Below are 17,389 nucleotides of genomic sequence, written 5' to 3'. Positions count from 1 at the left end.
CCGCCGTTTATCCCAAGCATAGGTCATCCCCGCCGCGGTCACCGCGGGAAGAGATCGCCCTGGGCACCGTCGCGGCCGCGCTTGCGCGCGAGCCTTTCACGACGCCGTTCGGTCTCCTCGGCACCGGCGGGCAGGCGTGACGTCCAGGCGAGCGCCCCCTGCCAGTCCCGCCGGACGTGCTCGTGGTATTTCGCCAGCGCCTCCGCGGCGTGCGCGTCGCCGGCTTCGGCCAGGCCCTGCCAGATCGCGCGCGCCCCGGCCCAGTCGCCGGCGCGGCGGCGCAGGCGGGCGAGCTCGTGGCGCCCCGGCGCATCGAGGGCCGGAGCGGCCTCCAGCACCGCCCGCGCCCGGCGCTCGTCGCCACTCATGTACCATGCCCGGGCCGCCGCCCGGGAGCAGGCGCCCCAGCGCGCGGGCTCGACGAAGACCTCCCCCAGCACCGGCCACAGTGCCGCCAGCGAGAGGAGGTCCCGACGGTTGTGATCCAGCACCGCCGGCAGCCGTTCGGTGGTTCCGCCATGCAGCAGCTCGGACCACACCAGCGGCGCCTGGTTCCCGGGCAGATCGTCGTCCCGGCGGAAGCCGAGCAGGCGCGCCTCCGCGGTGGCGAGCCGGCAGTCCGGCCACGTCCGGCGGAAGAGCCGGCGCACCGGGTGCAGGAGGTCCGCGTGGCCGGTCCGTTCAAGGGGGTGGTACTGCCGGGCCAGGCGGAAACGGTCGCGCAGCAGCGGCGCGTCGAAGGACTTGCCGTTGTAGCTGACGAGGACGTCGTCGCCGCCCAGTGCATCGCGCACAGCGGCGAGCATGGCCGCCTCGCCAGCGAACGCCGTGATCAGGTACTGCTCCAGCGCCAGCGCCGTGCCATCCAGGCGCGCCAGGCCGACGAGGTAGGCCACCGTGCCGGTGCCGCCGGCGAGACCGCTGGTCTCGGTGTCGATGAACACCGCGGAGCGGCCGGGGAACGCCCCCACGCCGGGCAGCGCGACGGCGTCGCCGACGCGGCCCAGGGCCACGTGGCCGTGCGCGCTCTCCAGCGGGATGCGCTGGCGCACGCGCACCAGCGAGTCCGCCACCACCTCACCGCCGACGCACGCGGCGACGTCCGCCGCCGGCACCGGCCCCGCCGCCGCACCCGGGCGCCGACGGCCGCCGTCAAGGCGACGCAGGCGCTCGCGCAGGGCGTCGTCGCCCCCGCGCTCGGGGGCGTCGTCCGTGCCGGCTTGGCGCCGGAGGGTGTCAAGACGCGCGCGGAGACTCATCACCGATGAACAGCTCGAGCACGGTCAGCGCCGCCTGTCGGGGCGAGAACCCGCGCTGGTCCTCCGAGGCGAGGATCGGGCCGACACAGCCTGGGCAGCCGTGCTCACAGCCGCAGGCCGCCACGAGATCCCGCGCATCCGCCGCCACGGCGTGACGCTGGCCGAACAGCGGCTCGGAGAGGCCGACGCCGCCGGGGTAGTTGTCGTACAGGAACACCGCGGGGCGGAAGTGGCGCTCCGCCTCCGGGTCCACCTCGCCGCCGTCCAGGGTGCGCAGGCTGCCGCGCCCACTCGCGCCCACGGTTGCGAACCAGCGCGCGTCGCCGTCACCGACGGCCCGGCCGAGGTCGTTGGGCTCGGCCATGATCCGCAGCGCCGCCACATGGTGCATAGCGTAGGCCGCGCCGAGAAAGCCGTCGATGGCCTGCTGGCGGCCCGGCACTGCGTCCGCCAGGGCCCGGGGCTCGACCTGCCACCACACCGCGGTGGTGTGCATCTCCTGGTCCGGCAGGTCGATGTTGCCGAAGCCGATGTTCTCGTGGCTGTAGTAGCGGATCTTCTTGTAGCCCGGGATCCGCCGCACCAGGTGGACCTCGCCGTTGGCCACCTCCGCGTCGGCCGCCCGGGCGGACTCGAAGTTCTCCAGGATCTTCAGCCGGGTGTAGTCGATGGCGTCGGTGTAGTAGTCCGCACGGGTCTCGCGCACGTAGGCCTTGCGCCCGGTCCAGTCCAGGTGCTCGACCTGGTAGGGGCTCGCCTGCACGAGATAGATCGCGCCCTCGTAGATCGTCTCCGCGGCGCTGGAGAAGTCCACCTCGGCGATGATGCGCCGCGCCCCGTCGGTGGTGTCGATGACTACGAAGTTGCCCTCGGCCACCGCGCGCAGGCTCACGCTGTTGGCCGGGTAGCTGTCCTCCATCCAGTGCCAGGCCTCGCCCTCGCGGTGGAGCACGCCCTGCTCGACGAGATAGTCCAGCAGCGCCTCCAGGTCCTCGCCGCCGAAGCGCTCGCCCCGGCGGAACGGCAGCTCGAAGGCCGCGCAGCGCACGTGGTCGAGCAGGATGAGGAGCTGGTCCGGGCTGATGCGGGCGTGCTCCGGCGAGGCCCCGAGGAAGAACTCCGGGTTGCGCACGATGTACTGGTCCAGGGGCTCACTGGAGGCGATCAGCACCCCCAGTGCCGGACGGTTGCGCCGCCCCGCCCGGCCGAGCCGCTGCCAGGTGGCCGCGATGGTGCCGGGATAGCCGTTGAGCACGCACACGTCCAGCGCGCCGATGTCCACGCCCAGCTCCAGCGCGGAGGTGGCGATGACGCAGTCGACGTCGCCGCCGCGCAGGGCCTTCTCGGTGCCCCGGCGCTCGGTGGGGAGGTAGCCGCCGCGGTACGCGGCGACCCGTGCCGGGCGGCGGGGATCGCGGTCGAAGACGTCCTTGAGGTACTTGGTGAGCACCTCGACCATCAGCCGCGAGCGCGCGAACACGATGGTCTTCATGCCGCCGCGCACGGCGGTGCGCGCGATGCGCGTGGCCTGCGAGCGCGCCGAGGCACGGATGCCCAGATCGGCGTTGACCACCGGCGGGTTCCACAGCAGCAGGTGCTTCTCCCCCGCCGGCGCACCGCTGTCGGTGATCGCCGCGACCTCGTCGCCCACCAGCGAGGCGGCCAGCTCCGCCGGGTTGGCGATGGTCGCCGAGGAGAGGATGAACACCGGGTCGGCGCCGTAGAAACGGCACACCCGGCGCAGCCGGCGGATGACATTGGCCACGTGGGAGCCGAACACGCCGCGGTAGGTGTGCATCTCGTCGATGACAACGTACTTCAGCGACTCGAAGAACTGCGCCCATTTGGTGTGGTGCGGCAGCACCCCTTTGTGGAGCATGTCCGGGTTGGAGACGACGATATCCCCCTTGGTGCGCACCGCCTTGCGGGCGTCACCCGGCGTGTCGCCGTCGAAGGTGTAGGCGCGGATGCCGAGCCCGCCGGCCTGGTTGAGCTCGGTGAGCTCGGCGACCTGGTCCTGGGAGAGCGCCTTGGTCGGGAAGAGGTACAGCGCCTTCGAGCGTTCCGTGAGTGCGGACTGGAGCACCGGCAGGTTGTAGCACAGGGTCTTGCCGGAGGCGGTGGGCGTGACCACCACGGTGTGCCGGCCGGCGCGAACCTGGTCCCACGCCTCGCGCTGGTGGCTGTAGAGCCGCGTCATCCCCCGGTCGCGCAGCGCGCCGGCCAGATCGGGCACGAGCTCGTCGGGGATGTCGGCATAGCGGCCGTCCCGCGCCGGGATCGTGAGCTCACCGGTGATTCGTCCGCTATACTTGCGCCGCAGGCGCCCGGCGAGACGGCGCACCGGGTCGAGCAGGCGCGCGTCTTCGGTTTCCGCTGCCGCTATGGCCATTCGTGCCCCCGTTTGCCAGCGACTGGGCTCAATAACGGCGCCGCGCCGCCGTTCGCGTTTGCATCCGCGGGGGAGCCCGTCGAGAATGAAAAGATTATAGAACCCAGAGAGAACGAACAAGCACCATGCCGGTTCTCACACGCCGCCAGCAGGACATCCTCGAGTTCCTCCGGGACTGCGCCCGCGAGGGCGAGGCCCCGACCCTGGGCGAGATCTGCCGCGCCTTCGGGCTGCGCTCGCGCGGCTCGCTGCACAAGCACATCAGCGCGCTGGTTGAAGCCGGCCTGGTCGAGCCGATGAACGGCCGCCGCCGCGGCGTCCACCTCACCGGGGCGGCGCAGGAGGGCGACACCCTGCCCCTGCTCGGGCGCATCGCCGCCGGCCTGCCCATCGAGGCGGTGACCGACGTCGAACCGGTGCCCGTGCCCGAGCTGCTGCGCGGGCGTGGGGAGTGCTACGTCCTGCAGGTGCGCGGCGACTCCATGATCGATGACGGCATCCACGACGGCGACTGGGTCGTGGTCGAGCACCGCGAGCATGCCCGCGACGGTGAGGTGGTAGTCGCGCTTATCGACAACGAGGCCGCCACCCTAAAGCGCATCGAGCAGCGCCCGGAGGAGGTGATCCTCCACCCCGCCAACGCGGACCACGCGCCCCAGCGCTACGACCCGGACCAGGTTGCCGTCCAGGGCGTGGTGGTCGGCCAGATGCGGCGGTACAACTGACATGACCGGCGCGGGCGAGGTGCTTGTCCTCCACGACGGGCATATGCTCGCCCACCGCCCGGACGCGCAGGACCCCTTCCTCCCCGGCCGGCTGGAGCGGCGGGTCCGCGAGATCCTCGCCGGCCTCGGCGTGCAGTGGAACTACCCGGAGCACCCGGGACGGCTGACCGCGATCCTGGAACTGCTCGAGCGCGAGCCCGTCGCCGGCGTGCGTTTCGGCCCCGGCCGGCAGGCGGAGGTCGACGAACTCGCCCGCGTGCACACGCGGACGTACCTCGATACGATCTTCGCGCTGCGCGGCAAGCACGCCTGGGTGGACGTGGACACCACCGCCGTCTCGCCGGGCAGCGTCGAGGCGGCGGAATGGGCCGCCGGCACCGCCATCGCCGCGGTGGAGGCGGTGGTCGCCGGCGAGGCCCCGAGCGCCTTCGCCCTGGTCCGGCCACCGGGTCACCATGCCGAGCCGGTGCGCGCCCGCGGCTTCTGCCTGTTCAACAACGTCGCCGTGGCCGCTGCTCACGCCCAGGCCAGGCTCGGCTGCCGGCGCGTGCTCATCGTCGACTGGGACGTCCACCACGGCAACGGCACCCAGGACATCTTCTGGGCGGACCCGGACGTGCTGTTCTTCGACACCCATCGCGCCTCGCCCTTCTACCCCGGCACCGGCGCCCTGGAGGAGGTGGGTGTCGGGCTCGGCGAGGGCACGACGGTAAACGTCCCGCTGCCCGGCGGCGCCGGCGACACGGCCATGCTCAAGGCCTTTCGGGAGCTCCTGGTTCCCGCCGCCGACTGGTTCGAGCCGGACCTGGTGCTGGTCTCCGCCGGCTTCGACGCCCACCGCCTGGACCTGGCGCTGAACGTCACCTACGAGGGCTTCGCCGCAATGACCGCCATCGTGCGCGAGATCGCGGAACGCCACTGCGGCGGACGCCTGGCCTTCGTCCTCGAGGGGGGCTACCACACGGAATCGCTCTCCCAGGGGGTGCGCGCGGTGCTGGAGGTCCTCGCCGGTGGCGAGGTACCCGAGCCGCAGGAGAGCGGCGTGGCCGAGGTCACGGCCGCCGCGGCCTTCCACCGCAGCGCGTTTGTGGAGGAGCGCTGAGCCCTCAGCCCAGCGCCAGCCGGGCATAAAGGACGAACGCAACGGTGCTTGCCACCACCATCACGGCACCGTAGCGCCAGTTGAGCCGCAGTACCCCGGTAGGGGCCACCTCGTAGGCCCCCTGCAGGGCGAGGTTGAGCCCGGAGAGCGGACTCACGGCGACGCCTATCCCCCAGCCGGTGAGAAAGGTCATCGCCAGCAGGCTCGGATCGGGGGACAGGGGCGCCAACAGCGTGCCGAAGGCGGCGATACCGATCACCGGGTGTACCCCCACCAGCGAGACCAGGACCATCAACGCCAGCACCATGCCCGCCTGCAGCCCCCCGAAGTGGTCGAACGGCACCCAGCCACCCAGGGTCGCCACCACGCCCTGCAGCCCGGCCGCCAGGAAACCGGCGGCGAGGAAGAGGCCCAGCTCGTTGGCCATCAGCGGCAGTCGCGCGACGACCTGCCGGCCCAGCAGCCGCAGCGGCTCCGGGTCGCGGAACGGCAGCACGGCGGCGGTGAGCATCGGCGCGAGGACGGTAATCATGCCGAGCACCGACAGGGTCGGGTCCCACCAGTGGCCGGTCAGGATGATCGCGGCGAGCACCCCGGGCAGCCACAGGCTGCCCCAGTGCAGCGGATAGCCGCGGAAGTCCGCCAGCGGCCCGCGGGCCAGCTCCACAGCGGTGACCGCCAGCGCCACCCCGGCCAGCGGCAGGCCCACCATCAGCAGTGACCCGAGGCGCGCGCCCGGGGCGTAGGTGAGTGCCGCCGCCATGGCGGCGAAGAACGGCGACCAGAATGCCGCCGACGCGAAACCGCGGGTGAGCACGCGCAGCTGTCGGTCATCCAGATCGCCGTCGCGTACCATGCGGTGGGCCATGATGAACACGGTGGAGAGGTTGACAACGGCACCGAAGAGGTGCAGCCCGAGCAGAGTGCCCACCACCCCGCGCCGTCCCGAGGGCAACCGTTCCTCGCCGCCGCCTGCCGGCGCGGCGATCAGGCGCAGGAACCCCACCGCGGAGAGCATGCCGATGAGCGCGGCGTTACCCGCCAGCGCCCGCCCCCAGGCCGGCGGCTCGCCATTGGCCACCGTCCAGGCGAGCCCCCCGCCCCCGGCGGCCAGCAACGCGAGCACCTGCCGACGGGTACGCGAGGCCACGTCCGGCCACAGCAGCACCCCCGCCAGCCAAGTAAGCGCACCGGCGAGCGCGATCGGCACCACGGGCACGAAGGCGTGCACGCCGGCGCACGCCATCGCCACCGCCAGCGCCATGCCCGCGACGCCGCGCCGCCGGCGGCGCCGTGCCTGCGCGCGCATCCGTCTGCCTTCCATCGCCCTCGCCTTCACGCCACACCTGGCCCGGCGGCCCACCACCGCCGGGGCCATAACGGGCAAAGCGTGGCAGTATATCAGCCCGGTATCACCGCCCCGGGGTCGCGCCTGCCACCGCCCGGCAAAAACCGCACGCGGATTGACTTGATGGGACGACGGCGCCGCCGCATCCTTGCATTCTGCCGCGGCCCTGCGTCGCGATCCCGAATCAACTGCCACAGCGATCCGACTGACACATGAATCTCGACTCCGCACTCGAGCGCTTCGGCCTGAGCTTCGAGGCCCTTCAGCAGCCCGGCGGCCTCGCCCGACTTGACGCGCTGTTCCGTGACCGCCTCGCCGCCCGGGCGCCTGAACTCGCCACCCGCCTGCTGCGTTACCGCCGCGGCGAACCCCTGTCCGCCACGGAGACCAGCGCGCTGCTGCTGGAGCTGGGCCCAGAACTGGAGGAATTCCTCGGCGAGCTGTTCGACATCGGCGCCGCGCTGGACCGCGCCCGCGCCGCCACCCTCTCCCACGACGTGGTCATGGGCTTCAAGCAGGAGTTCGTCCAGCGGCGGGTCAAAAAACACCGCCGGCCGGTGGAGACGTCCTTCGCAGAGCTGGACGCCTGGCTCGAGGAGCGCACCGGCGGCCACGACGGCGACCGCGAGCACCGCGTCGCCACCTACGCGATGGGCCTGCTGGCCGACAGCGACGCCAACGCCGAGGCCATCGAGCGCGTCACCGCCTGGTGCAAGCTCGCACGCAAGGAGCCGGAGGCCGCCCGCACCGTCGCCGGCTGGACCAGCTTCCGGCTGCCCCAGCGCGTCGACCACACCGCACTGGTGCCGCTGCAGGAGACCGGCGACGGCGTCGCACGCCGCGAGGCCGGCGAGGGCCACAAGCGCCGCCGCGACGGCTTCGGGCTCACGGACGGCCGCGCCAGCGCCCGCGCCGTTCAGGGCGAGGTGCACTACTGCATCTACTGCCACGAGCACGACGGCGACTTCTGCTCCAAGGGCTTCCCGGAGAAGAAGGGCTCCCCGGAGCTCGGCCTCAAGGAGGACCCGCTCGGCAACACCCTCACCGGCTGCCCGGTCGAGGAGAAGATCTCCGAGATGCACTCCTTCAAGCGCGACGGACACACCCTCGCCGCGCTGGCCGTGGCCATGGTGGACAACCCCATGATCCCCGCCACCGGCCACCGCATCTGCAACGACTGCATGAAGGCCTGTATCTACCAGAAGCAGGACCCGGTGGATATCCCGCAGATCGAGACGCGCTGCCTCACCGACGTCCTCGACCTGCCCTGGGGCGTGGAGCTCTACCACCTGTTCACCCGCTGGAACCCCCTGCGCGCCGAGCAGTTCCTGCCGGCGGCGGACAACGGCCGCCGGGTGCTGGTGGCCGGCATGGGCCCGGCGGGCTTCACCATGGCGCATCACCTCACCCAGGCGGGCTGCACCGTGGTGGGCGTGGACGGGCTCAAGATCGAGCCCCTGCCTCGGGCGCTGCTGGAGGAGCCGGTGGAACGCTGGTCCGACCTGGTGGAGGACCTCGACGAGCGCATCCTGATGGGCTTCGGCGGCGTCGCCGAGTACGGCATCACCGTGCGCTGGGACAAGAACTTCCTCAAGCTCATCTACCTGACCCTGGCCCGGCGGCCGAACTTCAGCGTCCACGGCGGCGTGCGCCTGGGCGGCACCGTCACCCTTGAGGACGCCTGGCGGCTCGGGTTCGACCACGTCACCATCGCCACCGGCGCCGGTCTGCCGCGGGTCCTGCACATGGGCAACAGCCTCGCCCGCGGCATGCGCCAGGCGAACGACTTCCTCATGGCGCTGCAGCTCACCGGCGCAGGCAAAGACTCCAGCCTCGCCAACCTCCAGGTACGGCTGCCCGCGGTGGTGATCGGCGGCGGACTCACCGGCGTCGACACCGCCACTGAGGTGCAGGCCTACTACATCAAGCAGGTGGAGAAGGTCCTCCACCGCTACGAGACCCTCACCGCCGCCCGTGGCGAGGAGGCCGTGACCGCCTCGCTCAACGACGAGGACCGCGAGACCCTCGCCGAATTCCTTGCCCACGGCCGGGCGGTGCGCGCCGAGCGCGAGCGCGCCGCGGCCGCCGGCGAGGCGCCGGACTTCGCGCCGCTGCTGCGTGAGTGGGGCGGCGTGACCATCGCCTACCGCAAGGGTATGAACGCCTCGCCGGCGTACACGCGCAACCACGAGGAGCTCACCAAGGCCATGGAGGAGGGGCTCTTCTACGCGGAGGGCCTGGAGCCGCTGTACGCGGACGTGGACCGGTACGACCACGTGAAGTCGCTGGTCTGCCGGCGCATGCAGCGCGTCGAGGGGCGCTGGCTCGCCACCCGCGAGGAGGTGACGCTGGACGCCCGCTCGATCTTCGTCGCCGCGGGCACGGTGCCCAACACCATCTACGAGCGCGAGTACCCGCGCACCTTCGCGCTCAACGGCAACCACTTCCTCCCGCACATCGCCCGGCGCGAGGAGCTCCAGCCCGTGGAGGACGCCGATCACTGCAAGTCCCCGGAGTTCGGGCCGTTCACCTCCTATGACGAGGACGGCCACCGGGTGAGCTTCATCGGCGACACCCACCCGGCATTCAATGGCAGCGTGGTCAAGGCCATCGCCTCCGCCAAGCGCAGCTATCCGCAGATCCTGCGCTCGGTGCAGTCCAAACCGCAGGCCTCGGACGCCAGCGCCGCGGGCTTCCTTGCCGAGATGGACGAGCAGTTCAGCGCCCGGGTGGTCTCGGTCAACCGCGAGAATCCGGCGATGACCGAGGTCTGGGTACGTGCCCCCCTCGCCGCACGGAACTTCCGCGCCGGCCAGTTCTTCCGGCTGCAGACCTTCGAGAGTACCAGCCCGGTGGTCGAGGGCACACGACTCCAGGTCCCGCTGCTCACGGTCAGCGGCACCGGCGTCGACGGCGACTGCATCCGGCTGATGATCCTCCAGTGGGGCGCCGGCCCGCGGCTCGTCGGCCGGCTCCAGCCCGGCGACCCGCTGGTACTCATGGGCCCCACCGGCGCGCCCACGGACATGCCCACCGGCAAGACCATCATGGTCGTCGCCGGGCGCTGGGGCGCGGCGGTGATGCTCGACATCGGCGCCGCCCTGCGTGCCGCGGGCAACCGCGTGCTCTACGTCGCCGCCTTCGGCAGGGCCGGCGACGTGGACCACCAGGACGAGCTGGAGGGCGGCGCGGACCAGATCCTCTGGTGCACCGCCGGCGAGCCCACCATCGAGGCCCGCCGGCCGCAGGACACCAGCCTCGTCGCCACGGACATGCTCGACCTCGTCCGCCGCTACGGCGACGGCGAGGTCGGCCCCGCCGACGGCATCCCGCTGTCGGACGTGGACCGGGTTATGGTCATGGGCGGGACCGGACTGCTCAAGGGCTTCCAGGCCGCACTCAAGGGCGAGCTGCGCAGCTATTTCGCCCCCGGTGTGGAGGCCTTCGGCACCGTCGGCTCGCCCATGCAGTGCATGATGAAGGGCGTGTGCGCCCAGTGCCTGCAGTGGCAGATCGACCCGGATACCGGCGAGCGCACCCGCCCGGTATTCACCTGCGCCGGCCAGGACCAGCCGCTGTCGTGGATCGACATCGACAACCTCTCCGCGCGGCAGCAGCAGAACCGCCTCACCGACCGCCTCACCGGCCAGTGGCTGGACTACGTCTTCGAGCGGGAGGCCCAGGCGGACAACCCGGCGGGCGGATAGACCGCGGGGGACCGGGGCCGGCCATTCACGGCCGGCTGCCGTCGGCCCTCGCGATCACGCAAGCGGCCCCGCGCGGGCCGTCACCGCTGGATATGGCGCCGGTCAGGTCCGTGCAGGCACGCTCGGCAGCCCCGGCAACACGGAAATGGCCGCCGGATACGGCCAGAGTGCCTCCAGAATCCGCTGCGTACCGGCCTCCCTGGCGCTCGTGAACAGCCGGCTGCCGGGGGCGGCCCCGGAAAACTCGTCACGAAGCAGATCGTCCTCGGCCAGCCGGCGCCGGACCTCCCGCGCCACCGCCTCCCCCGTCTCGATGATCTCCACGTCCGACCCGACCCGCTCGCGGATCAGCGGCGTGAGGAAGGGATAGTGCGTGCACCCCAGCACCAGCGTGTCCACCCCCGCCTCGATCAGCGGTTCGAGATAACGCGATACCAGCGAGCGGGTCTCCGGCGTATCCAGCGCGAGCCGCTCCACCTGGTCCGCCAGCCCCGGGCAGGGCTGCAGGAGCACGCGCTTGCCCGCGCTGAACCGCCCGATCAGCGACCGGATCCCCGGACTGGCAACGGTGGACGCCGTGGCCAGCACGCCGATCACTCCGCTGCGGCTCGCCAGCACCGCCGGTTTCACCCCCGGCTCCACGCCGACGATGGGCACCTCGAAACGCTCGCGCAGCGCACGTATCGTCGCCAGGGTCACGGTGTTGCAGGCCACCACCACCGCCTTTGCGCCCTGCTCCACCAGATACGCCGTCAGCGCCATCGAGCGTGAGAGAATGAAGTCGTGGGGCTTGTCGCCGTAGGGCGCGTGGCGGGAATCGGCGATGTAGAGCACGTCCTCCGCCGGCAGCAGCCCGCGGATGCCGCGGGCGATAGAGAGACCGCCGACACCGGAGTCGAAAATCCCGATCGGTTGTTCGGACTGCATCAGGGGCGGATACGGCCAAGTGTGAGCGACCCCTGCAGTATACCCCCGCACCGAACCGCACCAAACGAGGCCCGGCGCCCTTCATTCGAGGGGGTAAGGGAAGGGCTCTCGACGGTCGGGGCCCCTGATGCAGGTCAGGCCCGGCCTCGGGAAACCGCCCGTCTCCGCCGCCGCGCCGACCGAACCAGCAACATCCCGCCACGTGCCAGCAGCTCGAGCACCAGCGTCAGCGCCACACCGACCCCCAGGCCGAACACGATCGCCCCGGGATCCAGCCGGATGACGTAGGAGTAATCGCTCAGCACCGCCCGTTTGATCTCCGGCACCGGCCTGACCAGGGCCTGCGTATACGCACTCACCGGCCCCGTCCGGTACCGCGTCAGGCTGCGCTCCAGCACCAGGTTGCGGTGATAGATCGCCTGGATGCTTTCGCCGCCCGCCTGGAACACCTCGTCGTCACTGTCGCGATAGTGCGACACCAGCTCGGCGATGCTGCCGTCGAAGAACCGGTCCGCCTCGTCCTGGAACTGTCCCAGGCTCCGTTGCGACTCCGCATAGTGTGCGGCGAGCGTCTCCCCGTACTGGCCCACATAGAACGGCACCTGCACGGCCAGCAGCGCCGTGCCAAGCAGGACAAACAGGCGGGCACAGGAAAGCAGGGTCTTCACAGGCTCTCAACCTCGGACGCGCCGGGTACGGGTACACGAAAGCCTCTCGCTACCGGGACAGGCATGCAAGCCGGACCTGTCCACGGTCTCAATAAGGCGGCCCGGCATCCAGCACCTCTGCCCCCAGGAGCACGCGCTCTCGTCACACATCACCAAGCCGCTGAAGCAGCCGATTGGCCACCGACTCGCTCAGCGTCTTCCCGGGGTCCGGCGCGTAGTAGAGATACAGGGCCAGCGGCCCCCTGGAGCTGGAGCCGGTCAGGCTCCAGAGGAAGTCGCGTGTCTCCCACTTGCCACCCGAGAAGGTCTCCCCGTTCTCGGCGGGGCGGGTGACGATCAAGCCCAGGAGCACGGTTTCGGTTCGCGGGTCGCCGGCACGGAGGCTGGACAGGTTCGCCGTGGAGAACTCGCCCAGGCCGGCGCGTTCGATCTGCTGCCGGTAACGGTCTTTCGCCCTGTCCATCAGCTGACGCCGGGCGTCCGAGCGTGCGAGCACATGGACACTTCCCTCCCTGATATCCGTGGGATCGGTGATATCCAGCAGCTTGTCGAGGACCGCGCGACGCTGCTCGGGGGTGGAGAACTCCGCCCGCATGAACATCTCGTCAAGGGCATCCACCTTGCTCCCGGGAAGCACCATGACGGCCTCCACCAGACGCCGGTCGATATCCTCCGGCTCCGGCACGAAAGTCACGAAGAGCTGGATCACAACCATTATCGCGATAACTGCGAACATCACCCTGGCGAATGGCCCGTCGCCGGAACCGCCACTACCGGTACCACCGCCGGCTGCACCACCACCACCACCTCCTCCTCCGCCTCCGCCGCCGATAGCGGCCCACGGCCGGTCGTCCGCGGGCGCGAGGGCGACGCGTGGATACACGCCCATGGCATAGGGCGCGAACGGCCCATCGATGGGGGTGAAGGAAACGACGGACGTACTCATATCGGGATCCAGAGGGGGCGTTGTGGTGTTGGTTTTACCGCAGCGTGCGCGCTACGCCCGATCGATGCGTCGCCGGAGATCCTCGGCCATGCGCTCTCCCGCCGCCTCCTGCGCGGCCGCGGAAGGGCCGCTGTGCGCCGTCCGGGCGATGAACCGCACCGCGCTGCCGAAGCGGCACGACTCCCGCAACGTCAGGTGCAGCACGGGCAGAACCCGCTGGCTGCTGCCGCTTAGCGGGCACCAGCGGAAATCCACGTCCGCAAGGCCGGACAGGGGCACTCGCTCGGTATCGCGTCCGTCGCGCATCACGAGTGCATCGCCGGCATCGTAGACGTCGTCGACCAGCCCGGTGAACATGCTCTGCCACTGCCACACGAGTAGTGCACCGGCGAACGGCAGGAAGGCGGCCACTTCGAACCGGCCGGCCAGCGCACTGAGCGTGACCGCCGCGATGCCGCAGACCAGACAGAACGCCAGCAGGATACGACGCCCCGGTCCGGTCGCGCGGGTGAGACCGCCCTGCATCTGGCGCCTGGAATCGGATATCCGCCGCATGCCCGTCCCCTCACCGTCTCACGAATGCGCATCCGTGCTTATCACCGGCACCATGCCGTACACGAAAGACCGGCCCGAGCGTGAAGGCTGTACGGCATGGCAGGGATTGTCCAGAGAGCGCCGGGACGGCTACGTCGCCGCAAGCACCCAGAGCGACACGGCGTTGATGAGCGCGTGGGCGATGATGGCGGGCCAGAGGCTGGCGTAACGGAGGACGGCGACGGCGAGTATGGCACCGACGAGGGCGGTCTGGATCACGCCGAACGCCCCCTGGTAGACGTGGCCGAGGCCGAAAAGGAGGGAGGACAGCAGCACCGGCCCCCACAGGCCGCCGAGCAGCGCGCGGGCGCGCTGGAGCAGGAAGCCGCGCGCGAGCAGCTCCTCGTAGAGGCCGATAAACAGGCTCAGGCCCAGGAGCTCGGGCACGCCTATCCCGCCGGCGACCCGGTTGCCGAGCTCGGTGATGCGCGCAAGCTGGCCACTGACGGCGTCCGGGAAGAGCTGCATGACGAACAGCCGCAGCAGAATGTTGACGGCAAAGACGATCACCAGCAGCTGTACGCCGCGCAGCACGTCCCGCCAGCCGGGAGCAACCAGGCCAAGCCCCGTGAAGGTGACCCCGCGCCAGTAGCAGAGCAGCGCGAGGCCGGCGAGGATCACCACGCCCTGCGCCACGACCACGCCGATCAGCCCGCTCGCCGGCGCGAACCCGGCGACGACCAGCGGCGCGGCACTGCCCGCGGCGAGCACCAGGGCCAGCGCGAGACACAGATCCGCCAGGGCGGCGAGCCGCCCCGGCGTCCGGGAGCGGGCGCTCACTGCCCGTCCCGCGGATCCCTGCGCTGGAACTCGCCCTCGATGACGTCACGGTGACCACGCTGGCCGTAGCCGCCCCCGGGCCCATTTCCCGGCGGCGGGCCGTAGCTCACGTGGACGTGGCGCAGCACCCAGCGGATCAGGAACCGTCGTGTCCAGGGGATAAGGCAGGCAAACCCGAACACGTCCGTGATGAATCCCGGAGTGAGCAGCAGGACACCGCCCAGTGCCAGCGCCACGCCCTCGAAAAGCTCGATGGCGGGCACGCTGCCCCGGTTCATGTTCGCCCGCGCGCGGGTGAGTGTCTCCAGCCCCTGCTGGCGCAGCAGCGCGGTACCGGCCGCCGCGGTGAGCAGACACAGGGCGATGGTCGGCAGTGCACCGATGGCGCTCCCCACCTCGATGAGGACGTACAGCTCCATCAGCGGCGCACCGATGAACAGCAGCAGAATCAGTAATGGCAAGGCTCTACTCCGTTGATAACTGGGCGGCCGGTCACCGCACCTCCACCTCGCGGCTCGCCTGGCGGAACTTCACCCGCCAGCCGGACCATACCGGCAGCTCCCACCGCCGGGGGTCGCGCTTGCGCACGCCGGAGACCTTCTCGGCGATGACCTCCCGGCGACGGACATCATAGTGCACGCGCATGTGGAGGTCGGTCAGCCGGACCTCACGGGGATACGTGCGGTCGAACCAGTCCCTTTCCCACCCCGGGACGCCATCGAATGCGAGATCCCCCGGCTCGATGAGCGTGAGATCCGCGCCCTCCTCCATGCCGAGCTCACCCAGCCGGGCCGCGAGCCACGCCTGCGGCTCGGGCACCCCGCCCTCGCCGTGGCCCAGCGCGACGTACAGCGCCCAGGCATCGATATCCTCGCGCAGGCGCTCACCCGCCGGGGCGAGCAGCCGGTCTTCCAGGATCAGCGAGGCCGCGGCCCGCCGGGCCGCCGGGCCGGTCAGGACCTCGCGGTCCTCGCGGATGGTGCGCTCGGCATAATGGTGGACCACCGTACCCACCAGGGCGTCGTCCTCCAGCGCGGCAGGCCCGGGACGGGTCTCCGTGATCCCCAGCTCAGGGAGCGCATCCAGCGGCAACGGCGACAGGCAGGTGGCCAGGGTGACGTTCTGCCGCGTGCCGCGACGGCCGGGGACACTGTGATCGTCGAGGACCAGTGCGGCCTCGTCCTCCTCGCCGAACAGGCTGTCGCCAACCGGGAACGCCTCGCCCTGCCCGTTCGCCAGTGCTTCCCGACGTTTGGTGCGGCGCACGTGCACCAGCTCCGGCATCGCCACCGCGGCGGCGCGGAGCGCGGTGCCGGCCTGCGTGGCGAGATCCGCGTCCTCGCCGGCGGTGCCCGGCAGGTCCATGGCCTCGCGCAGCTGCGCGGCCAGCCGCCCGGCCTCGGTCCGCTGGCGCCGGTCCACGCGCACCCCCGGCAGATCGACACCGCGAAGCGCCGCCACCCGCAGCGTCGCATCGCAACGCCGGCCCAGGGCCTTGCCCAGGCGCTCGCGCTCGTCCGGATCGCCGGGCGGGGACGCCAGCCCCCGGCCGGCAGAGAGCGCCGCGGCGAGGTCGGCCATGAAGGCCGCCGTGACGGCGTCCGGCATCGCCACCACCAGGTGCGCGAGCCAGGCGTCCACCGGCAGCGAGAACAGCCGGCGGCCGCGTTCCGTCACCGTACCCGTCTCGTCCAGCGCAGCGATGGCCTGCAGCCGCGCCCGGGCGGCGGCAAGCGCGTTGTCCGGCGGCGCCTCGGGGAATTCGAGCGCCGCGGCATCCCGCCCGGCGCACGCGGCGGCCAGCACCAGCTCGGTGAGATCCTCGCGGACCACCTCCGGCGGCGTGATCTCGGCGAGCGGCGCGCGTTCGCCCCACAGGCGCAGGCATACGCCGGGGGCCGTTCGTCCGGCGCGCCCCCTGCGCTGGTCCGCACTGGCGCGGGAGACCGCCTGCAGCGCCAGCACGGTGCGGCCGTTGCGCCGCATCGTGCGCCGCTCCAGGCCGCTGTCCACCACGGCGGTGACGCCGGGCACGGTGAGCGAGGTCTCCGCCACGTTGGTGGCGAGAATCACCCGGCGTGGCCCCTCGGGGCTCAACGCCCGGCGCTGGTCCGCCGCCGGCGCGCCCGCGTGCAGCGCGATGACCTCCGCCTGGACCCCGCCGAGCGCCCGCGCCGCGTCCGCGATCTCCCCGCGGCCGGGGAGGAACACGAGCACGTGCCCCTCCGTCTCCGCCAGGGCCCGCTCCACTGCGGGCGCAAGGCGGGTCTTCAGCTCACGGCTGTCGGGCATCCCCCTGGGATCGTCGCCGAGGTGGTGGACGCTCACGGGATAGGCCCGGCCCGCCGCCTCCAGCAGCTCGGCACCGAGGTGGCCCGCCAGGCGCTCGCCCTGAATCGTCGCGGAGGTGATGACCAGCCGCGGCCCCTCCGTGCGGGCACGCAGCAGCGCCAGGAGCAGGTCCGTGTCCCAGCGCCGCTCGTGGAACTCGTCCAGCACGACAGTGGCGAAACCGGCAAGCCCGTCCGCCGCCAGCCAGCGCAGGGCGATACCGGGTGTGACGAACACCACCTCGCTGTCCGGACCGTGGCGGACATCACCGCGGATGGCATGGCCCACCCGGCCGCCGGGCGACTCGCCCAGGTTGCCCGCGACGAAGCCGGCCAGGCTGGTGGCCGCGAGCCGGCGCGGCTCGATCACCAGCACCCGCCCCTGCCCCCGCGCCCACAGCGGCAGCCGCGTGGACTTGCCCGAGCCTGTGGCCGCGGACACCACCACCGGCCCCTGCGCCAGGGCGGTACGGAAGGACGGCTCGATGACGTCAATGGGGAGTTGGGGCGCGCTCTCGGTCATGGCCCGACAGGGTATCCGCGCGCGGCGACAAGCCCAAGGGCCGGCGCAGTAACTCGTGCGCGATCTTCGGCACCGGATCCGCGTCGTG

13 protein-coding genes are annotated in these 17,389 nt (G+C 71.6%); 3 read left to right on the top strand and 10 right to left on the bottom strand.

Features of this window, described 5'->3' with window-relative positions; all coding sequences use genetic code 11:
- Nucleotides 1–38 precede the first annotated feature (38 nt).
- Nucleotides 39–1,259: a ribonuclease H-like domain-containing protein gene (locus C516_RS0108465; RefSeq protein ID WP_018717940.1), complete on the bottom strand. Its 1,221-nt coding sequence runs from the start codon at nt 1,257–1,259 to the stop codon at nt 39–41.
- Nucleotides 1,237–3,651 carry a DEAD/DEAH box helicase gene (locus C516_RS0108460; RefSeq protein WP_018717939.1) on the bottom strand — a complete coding sequence of 805 codons (2,415 nt, stop codon included), beginning with the start codon at nt 3,649–3,651 and terminating at the stop codon, nt 1,237–1,239. The genes C516_RS0108465 and C516_RS0108460 overlap by 23 nt, the downstream gene beginning before the upstream one ends.
- A 125-nt stretch (nt 3,652–3,776) precedes the next feature.
- Here C516_RS0108460 and lexA point away from each other — a divergent pair, with 125 nt between their 5' ends.
- Complete coding sequence (lexA, locus tag C516_RS0108455) at nt 3,777–4,376, top strand: transcriptional repressor LexA (RefSeq protein WP_018717938.1); 600 nt, start codon at nt 3,777–3,779, stop codon at nt 4,374–4,376.
- Between the two features lies 1 nt (nt 4,377).
- Nucleotides 4,378–5,478: a histone deacetylase family protein gene (locus C516_RS0108450; protein ID WP_018717937.1), complete on the top strand. Its 1,101-nt coding sequence runs from the start codon at nt 4,378–4,380 to the stop codon at nt 5,476–5,478.
- Between the two features lie 4 nt (nt 5,479–5,482).
- Here the strand turns inward: C516_RS0108450 and C516_RS0108445 are convergent, their stop codons facing one another.
- Nucleotides 5,483–6,802, bottom strand: a complete 1,320-nt coding sequence (locus C516_RS0108445) for a hypothetical protein (protein ID WP_156831174.1) — start codon at nt 6,800–6,802, stop codon at nt 5,483–5,485.
- Nucleotides 6,803–7,038: 236 nt separating this feature from the next.
- On the opposite strand from C516_RS0108445, the gene C516_RS0108440 reads away from it, so the two are divergent.
- On the top strand, nt 7,039–10,533 hold the full coding sequence (locus C516_RS0108440) for an FAD-dependent oxidoreductase (RefSeq protein WP_018717935.1): 3,495 nt from the start codon (nt 7,039–7,041) through the stop codon (nt 10,531–10,533).
- 102 nt (nt 10,534–10,635) lie between these two features.
- Here the strand turns inward: C516_RS0108440 and murI are convergent, their stop codons facing one another.
- The 7 genes from murI to C516_RS0108405 all read right to left on the bottom strand — a co-directional run bounded on the left by murI (nt 10,636) and on the right by C516_RS0108405 (nt 17,301).
- Nucleotides 10,636–11,460: a glutamate racemase gene (gene murI, locus C516_RS0108435; RefSeq protein ID WP_018717934.1), complete on the bottom strand. Its 825-nt coding sequence runs from the start codon at nt 11,458–11,460 to the stop codon at nt 10,636–10,638.
- A gap of 134 nt (nt 11,461–11,594) precedes the next feature.
- Nucleotides 11,595–12,128: a DUF2937 family protein gene (locus C516_RS19055; RefSeq protein WP_018717933.1), complete on the bottom strand. Its 534-nt coding sequence runs from the start codon at nt 12,126–12,128 to the stop codon at nt 11,595–11,597.
- A gap of 142 nt (nt 12,129–12,270) precedes the next feature.
- Nucleotides 12,271–13,074 carry a hypothetical protein gene (locus tag C516_RS21395; protein WP_211210595.1) on the bottom strand — a complete coding sequence of 268 codons (804 nt, stop codon included), beginning with the start codon at nt 13,072–13,074 and terminating at the stop codon, nt 12,271–12,273.
- 51 nt (nt 13,075–13,125) lie between these two features.
- The gene (locus tag C516_RS0108420) at nt 13,126–13,629 is read right to left on the bottom strand and encodes a hypothetical protein (protein ID WP_156831173.1); all 504 of its coding nucleotides are present in this window, start codon (nt 13,627–13,629) and stop codon (nt 13,126–13,128) included.
- 129 nt (nt 13,630–13,758) lie between these two features.
- Complete coding sequence (locus C516_RS0108415; protein ID WP_018717930.1) at nt 13,759–14,448, bottom strand: CPBP family intramembrane glutamic endopeptidase; 690 nt, start codon at nt 14,446–14,448, stop codon at nt 13,759–13,761.
- A complete protein-coding gene (locus C516_RS0108410) occupies nt 14,445–14,909 on the bottom strand; it encodes an FxsA family protein (RefSeq protein ID WP_018717929.1) in 465 nt (154 codons plus the stop codon). The genes C516_RS0108415 and C516_RS0108410 overlap by 4 nt, the downstream gene beginning before the upstream one ends.
- A 31-nt stretch (nt 14,910–14,940) precedes the next feature.
- Nucleotides 14,941–17,301 carry a helicase-related protein gene (locus C516_RS0108405; RefSeq protein WP_018717928.1) on the bottom strand — a complete coding sequence of 787 codons (2,361 nt, stop codon included), beginning with the start codon at nt 17,299–17,301 and terminating at the stop codon, nt 14,941–14,943.
- Between the last annotated feature and the right edge of the window lie 88 nt (nt 17,302–17,389).

The sequence above is a fragment of the Arhodomonas aquaeolei DSM 8974 genome, from assembly GCF_000374645.1.
Taxonomy (GTDB): Bacteria; Pseudomonadota; Gammaproteobacteria; order Nitrococcales; family Nitrococcaceae; genus Arhodomonas; species Arhodomonas aquaeolei.
This window is presented reverse-complemented; position numbering and strand designations above follow the sequence as displayed.

Bases quoted from the DNA above. Each gene is read 5' to 3' on its own strand.
- C516_RS0108465 (WP_018717940.1), bottom strand. From the start codon at position 1,259: ATGAGTCTCCGCGCGCGTCTTGACACCCTCCGGCGCCAAGCCGGCACG.
- C516_RS0108460 (WP_018717939.1), bottom strand. From the start codon at position 3,651: ATGGCCATAGCGGCAGCGGAAACCGAAGACGCGCGCCTGCTCGACCCG.
- lexA (WP_018717938.1), top strand. From the start codon at position 3,777: ATGCCGGTTCTCACACGCCGCCAGCAGGACATCCTCGAGTTCCTCCGG.
- C516_RS0108450 (WP_018717937.1), top strand. From the start codon at position 4,378: ATGACCGGCGCGGGCGAGGTGCTTGTCCTCCACGACGGGCATATGCTC.
- C516_RS0108445 (WP_156831174.1), bottom strand. From the start codon at position 6,802: ATGGAAGGCAGACGGATGCGCGCGCAGGCACGGCGCCGCCGGCGGCGC.
- C516_RS0108440 (WP_018717935.1), top strand. From the start codon at position 7,039: ATGAATCTCGACTCCGCACTCGAGCGCTTCGGCCTGAGCTTCGAGGCC.
- murI (WP_018717934.1), bottom strand. From the start codon at position 11,460: ATGCAGTCCGAACAACCGATCGGGATTTTCGACTCCGGTGTCGGCGGT.
- C516_RS21395 (WP_211210595.1), bottom strand. From the start codon at position 13,074: ATGAGTACGTCCGTCGTTTCCTTCACCCCCATCGATGGGCCGTTCGCG.
- C516_RS0108420 (WP_156831173.1), bottom strand. From the start codon at position 13,629: ATGCGGCGGATATCCGATTCCAGGCGCCAGATGCAGGGCGGTCTCACC.
- C516_RS0108405 (WP_018717928.1), bottom strand. From the start codon at position 17,301: ATGACCGAGAGCGCGCCCCAACTCCCCATTGACGTCATCGAGCCGTCC.